This window comes from Flavobacterium sp. UMI-01 (assembly GCF_019656315.1).
Taxonomy (GTDB): domain Bacteria; phylum Bacteroidota; class Bacteroidia; order Flavobacteriales; family Flavobacteriaceae; genus Flavobacterium.
On sequence record NZ_BPLU01000015.1, the window covers coordinates 1 to 232 of the forward strand.

Consider the following 232-nt stretch of genomic DNA (forward strand, 5'->3'; position numbering starts at 1 on the left):
CTACATTCGTTTTACCATCGTTATTACTATCTACATAAGTACCATCTTTAGTGATTGAAATACTAGGAGATTGATTCAATTCCGTGATCGTACAGTCCCTACAATCTGGTGCAGGAGTACATGTAGTACAAGGAGTAGGGTCAGTAGAGGTAGCAATAATGTTATTGTTTTTAGGATCTTTAGCGTTAGCTGTAGCCAAGTTGTAAACAATACCTGCATTGATATCCGCTTG

At 37.9% G+C, this 232-nt stretch carries 1 pseudogene; it reads right to left on the reverse strand.

From position 1 onward, the window contains the following. Nucleotides 1-232: pseudogene (locus tag K5R64_RS07425) on the reverse strand (hypothetical protein); the annotation flags it as partial.